Genomic DNA, 4,778 nt, shown 5'->3' on the forward strand with positions numbered 1-4,778 from the left:
GTACTCCTCGGGACGGCTCGTCAGCACCAGCGGCAGCCGCGCCGAGCCGCGCCGGTTCAGCTCCTCCAGCGCGGCCGCGCGGGCCTCGGCGGGGACCTCGTCCAGACCGTCCAGCAGCAGCAGGACCCGGCGCGCCCGCAGCAGCCCCGACGCCACCAGCCGCGCGTCGGCGACCGACCGCCCGAGCTCGGGGTGCGCGGCGGCCATGCGGCGCGCCGCCCAGGCCAGCAGCCGTTCGCGGGCGGGGCTCCAGCCGGCGAGCGGCACCACGACCGGCACGGGAACGTCCGGGTCGTCCGGTTCCAGCAGTTGCGCGGCCAGCGCGGTCGCGAACACCGACTTGCCCGCCCCCGCGCCGCCGAGGACCACCAGCCGCCGGGACTCCACGCTCGCCCACAGGTCGGCGGCCTGCGCGAACGCGCCCTCGCGCAGGAAGTCCCCGGCTCCCGCCGCCTGCTCGACGCCGTCCGGGACACCCCACCGGACGGCGATCGCGCTCTGGGCGTCCGCGCCCGCCTGCTCCAGTTCCCGCAGGTACCGGGTCCGGAGGACGCCGCGCAGCACGTCGGCGCGCGCGGTCAGCCGGTCCTCGGCGATGGCCGTCCGGGCCTGCCGGGCCCGCCAGATCCAGTAGGCGCCGCTGCCCGCGAGCAGCAAGCCGGCCGCGACGAGCAGCACGCCGAGCAGCCCCGCCCAACCGTGCAGCGGAAGCAGGAAACCCCCGGAAGTGCCCAGCACCACGCTCGCCACGAACGCCAGGGCCGTGGGACGGGCCGGAGGCAGCCCGACGTCGCCGGCAGGCGGCACGGAGACGTTGAGCGGCCCCTCGTGCTTCCCGACCTGGACCAGGACGCGGGGACTCCCGGAGACGTTGTTGGTGTACTTCTCCGTCACCGAACGCCGCCTCCCGTGCCTGCCGTCCGCGCTCTTGATCATCCCGAAGGGGACAACTCTCCACCAGACGCAACGGAACGGCCAGCGGTTCGCCGGAAACGGGAAACGGCCCGCCCCAAGGGGGGCGGGCCGTCAACCGGAACCCGGTCTCCGGTGGCCGGGAGAGGCCACCGCGCACGCGCGGCCCCGCACGCGGCCCTCGCCGGTGGCGAGTGCTCCAGCGGGCGCGTCAGAGGACCTTGGAGAGGAAGTCCTGCGTCCGCGGATGCCGGGGATTCTCGATGACGTCACGCGGACGCCCCTGCTCGACCACCACGCCGCCGTCCATGAACACCAGCGAGTCGCCGACCTCGCGCGCGAACCCGATCTCGTGGGTGACCACGATCATCGTCATGCCGTCCAGCGCGAGCTGCTTCATGACCTCCAGCACCTCGCCGACCAGCTCGGGGTCGAGCGCGGACGTCGGCTCGTCGAACAGCATCAGCGCGGGCTCCATCGCCAGGGCGCGCGCGATCGCGACCCGCTGCTGCTGCCCGCCCGACAGCTGCGCCGGGTAGGCGTCCATCTTGTCGGCGAGGCCCACCCGCTCCAGCAGCGCGACCGCCCGCTCCCGGACCTGCGCCTTCGGCAGGCCCTTCACCTGGACGGGCGCCTCCATGACGTTGCCCAGCGCGGTCATGTGCGGGAACAGGTTGAACCGCTGGAACACCATGCCGATGTCCCGGCGCTGCGCGGCGACCTCCCGCTCGCGCATCTCGTAGAGCCGGTCGCCCTTCTGCCGATAGCCGACCAGCCGGCCGTTCACCCACAGCCGGCCGCCGTTGACCTTCTCCAGGTGGTTGATGCAGCGCAGGAAGGTCGACTTCCCCGAGCCGGACGGCCCGATCACGCACATCACCTCGCCCGGCCGCACGGCGAGGTCGATGCCCTTCAGCACCTCCAGCCGGCCGAAGCTCTTGTGCACGTCCTCGGCGAGCACCATGAACTCGCCCGCGCCGTCACGCTCCGGCCCGTCGCGCTCCGGCGCGTCCCGCTCCGGGGCGTCCTCCTCCGGCTTCGCCAGGGACGGCTTGTCGTCGGCCGCCATCAGACGCTCCTCCCGCCGCGGACCCGCAGGTTGGCCACGAACCGCTCCAGCATCGTCTGCCGCTGGGCGGTGCCCCGCCCGAAGTAGCGCTCCAGGTAGAACTGGCCGACGGTGAGGATCGAGGTCATGACCAGGTACCAGATGCTCGCCACCAGCAGCATCGGGATCGTCTGGTAGGTCCGGTTGTACACGATCTGCACCGAGTACAGCAGGTCGGCCAGCGCGATCACCGACACCAGGGAGGACGTCTTCAGCATGGAGATCGTCTCGTTGCCGGTCGGCGGGATGATCACCCGCATCGCCTGCGGCAGCACCACCCGCCGCATGATCCTCGCCCGGCTCATGCCGAGCGCCGTCGCCGCCTCGCTCTGCCCCGGGTCCACCGAGAGGATGCCCGCGCGGACGATCTCCGACATGTACGCCGCCTCGTTCAGCCCCAGCCCGAGGCAGCCCGCGACGAACGCGGTGATCAGGTCGTTGGCGTTGAAATGGACGAACGTCGGGCCGAACGGGATCCCGAGCGAGAACGTCGGGATCAGCGCCTTCACGTAGAACCACAGGATGATCTGGACCAGCACCGGAGTGCCCCGGAAGACCCAGACGTACATCCAGGCCACACCGGAGATCAGCGGGTTCGGGGACAGCCGCATCACCGCGAGCAGGACGCCGCCGACCACGCCCATCAGCATCGCGATGACGGTCAGCTCCAGCGTCATCACGATGCCGTCGATGATCGAGCCGTCCCAGAACCACGCGTTGATCGTGTCCCAGCCGAACCGCTCGTTGTGGGCGACGCTCCAGACCGCCCAGATCGCCACGTACAGGATGAGTGCGGCCGCCACCCAGCGGCCGTAGTGCCGGACGGGGACGGCCTTGATCTCGGCCGGCCGTCCCCGCGGCGTCGTCTGCTCGGACAGGGTCATGCGGTCAGCTCTGCGCGCCGTTGACGACCGGGGCGTCCAGAGCGCCGTGCTCGATGCCCCACTTCTCCAGGATCTTCTTGTACGTGCCGTCGGCCTGCAGCGCCTTCAGCGCGCCGAGCACGGCCTCCTTGGTGGTGCCGAGCTTCTTGCTGAGGGCGATGCCGTACGGCGCGGTGTCGTAGGTCGCGCCCGCGGTCTCGAACTGCCCGTTGGACTGCTTCACCGCGTAGTCGATGACCGGGGAGTCGGCGAGCACGGCGTCCGCGCGGCCGGACGACAGGGCGAGGTTCGCGCCGTTCTGGTCGGGGAACGCCTGGCCGACCGGGCCGGGCTTGCCGCCGTCCTTGCACTTCTTGGTGCGCGCGCCGGTGCCCTTGGCGGCGTCGACGGTCGCCGACACCTCGTCCAGCTGGACGGTGCCCTTCTCGACCGCGACCTTCTTGCCGCACAGCGACAGGTCGTCGGGCTTGAAGCCGCTCGGGTTGCCCTTCTTGACCATCAGCGAGGTGCCGGCGGTGAAGTAGGTGACGAAGTCGACCGTCTTCTCCCGCTCCTTGTTGTCGGTGATCGACGACATCGCCGCCTGGTACTGGCCGCTCTGCAGGCCCGGGATGATCCCGTCGAAGCTCGCCTTCTGGAAGGAGAAGTCGATGCCGAGCTTCTTGCCGAGCGCCTTGCCGAGGTCGAGGTCCATGCCGACCAGGGTCTTGTTGTCGTTGCCGTAGAACTCGTTGGGCGCGTAGGACGGGTCCGTCGCGACGATGATCTTGCCGGACGACTTGACGTCCGGACCGAGCTGGTCGTGCAGCTTCGGGTCCTGCTTGATCGCCGAGAAGATGTCGCCGACGTCCTTGCCCTGGGCGCCGGTGTCCTTCTTGCTGCCGCCGCAGGCCGACAGGGCGAGCGCCGCCGAGAGCACGAGGGCACTTGCCGTGGCGGTACGGCGCCCCAGAGAACCGGTGTTCACTGGTCCCCCTCCAAGTCGATTCGTCGGACCGCGTCCCGGCCCGGGTGGAAGGCACATTTTGGCGCATAGTACGCGTGGCCTTGATTAAGGCTCCGAAACAATCGGACAACAAGGCAGCGCTCGATATCCAGACGGACTAGGGTGAATTCACCCTCTGTGAGCGCGTTCACACTCCGGGTCGACACGTGACGGAGGCCATCGCGGGTCCCTCCTGGAAGCCCGGGACCGGTGTGGCACAATCGGACAACGGGTGACCCCCGTACGTCGCGAGATGCACCCGACCGGCCCTGGCCACCAGACCAGCGCCAACCGCGGCGGCATCGTCCGTATCGCCGAAACTCTGACAGGGGTCGCTGTGGCTGCCGAGCCCATCACTCATCCCTTCCCGCACACCGCCTCACTCGACGACGATCCGGCGTTCGCCCTGCACCGGGGCGGCAAGCTCGAGGTCCGCTCCTCGGTCCCCGTGCGCAACGCCGACGACCTCTCGCTCGCCTACACGCCCGGCGTGGCGCGCGTCTGCACCGCCATCGCCGACCACCCGCCGCTCGCCCGCGACTACACCTGGACGTCCCGGGTCGTCGCGGTCGTGACCGACGGCACCGCCGTGCTCGGGCTCGGCGACATCGGGCCCGCCGCGTCCATGCCCGTCATGGAGGGCAAGTCGCTGCTGTTCAAGGAGTTCGCCGGCGTCGACTCCGTCCCGATCGCGCTGGACTGCACCGACGTGGACGAGATCGTCGAGACGGTGATCCGGATGGCGCCGAGCTTCGGCGGCATCAACCTGGAGGACATCAGCGCCCCGCGCTGCTAGCCGCGCACCGTCGTCCCCGGCGTCGGCGCGGGGTCGGGGACGACCCGGGCGAGCTGGAACACCGCGCTGACCGGTGCGCTGTCCCAGAGCAGA

General features: G+C 70.7%; 4 protein-coding genes and 1 pseudogene. 1 reads left to right on the plus strand and 4 read right to left on the minus strand.

The genetic code is table 11. The annotated features are described in order from the left end of the window. The 4 genes from AB0J52_RS27710 to AB0J52_RS27725 all read right to left on the minus strand — a co-directional run. The coding region (locus AB0J52_RS27710; protein WP_500185306.1) for an NACHT domain-containing protein at positions 1-894 on the minus strand (894 nt) is incomplete at its 3' end. 229 nt (positions 895-1,123) lie between these two features. Beyond that, positions 1,124-1,876, minus strand: coding sequence for an amino acid ABC transporter ATP-binding protein (locus tag AB0J52_RS27715; RefSeq protein WP_500185311.1), 753 nt, complete (start codon positions 1,874-1,876; stop codon positions 1,124-1,126). A 104-nt stretch (positions 1,877-1,980) separates the two neighbouring features. Beyond that, positions 1,981-2,904, minus strand: a complete 924-nt coding sequence (locus AB0J52_RS27720) for an amino acid ABC transporter permease (protein ID WP_500185308.1) — start codon at positions 2,902-2,904, stop codon at positions 1,981-1,983. A gap of 4 nt (positions 2,905-2,908) precedes the next feature. Continuing rightward, a complete protein-coding gene (locus tag AB0J52_RS27725) occupies positions 2,909-3,871 on the minus strand; it encodes an ABC transporter substrate-binding protein (protein WP_500185310.1) in 963 nt (320 codons plus the stop codon). 355 nt (positions 3,872-4,226) lie between these two features. Here AB0J52_RS27725 and AB0J52_RS27730 point away from each other — a divergent pair. Next, positions 4,227-4,682, plus strand: a pseudogene (locus tag AB0J52_RS27730) (NAD-dependent malic enzyme); the annotation flags it as partial. Between the last annotated feature and the right edge of the window lie 96 nt (positions 4,683-4,778).

Origin of the sequence: Spirillospora sp. NPDC049652 (assembly GCF_040675125.1) — a bacterium.
Lineage (GTDB): Bacteria > Actinomycetota > Actinomycetes > Streptosporangiales > Streptosporangiaceae > Spirillospora.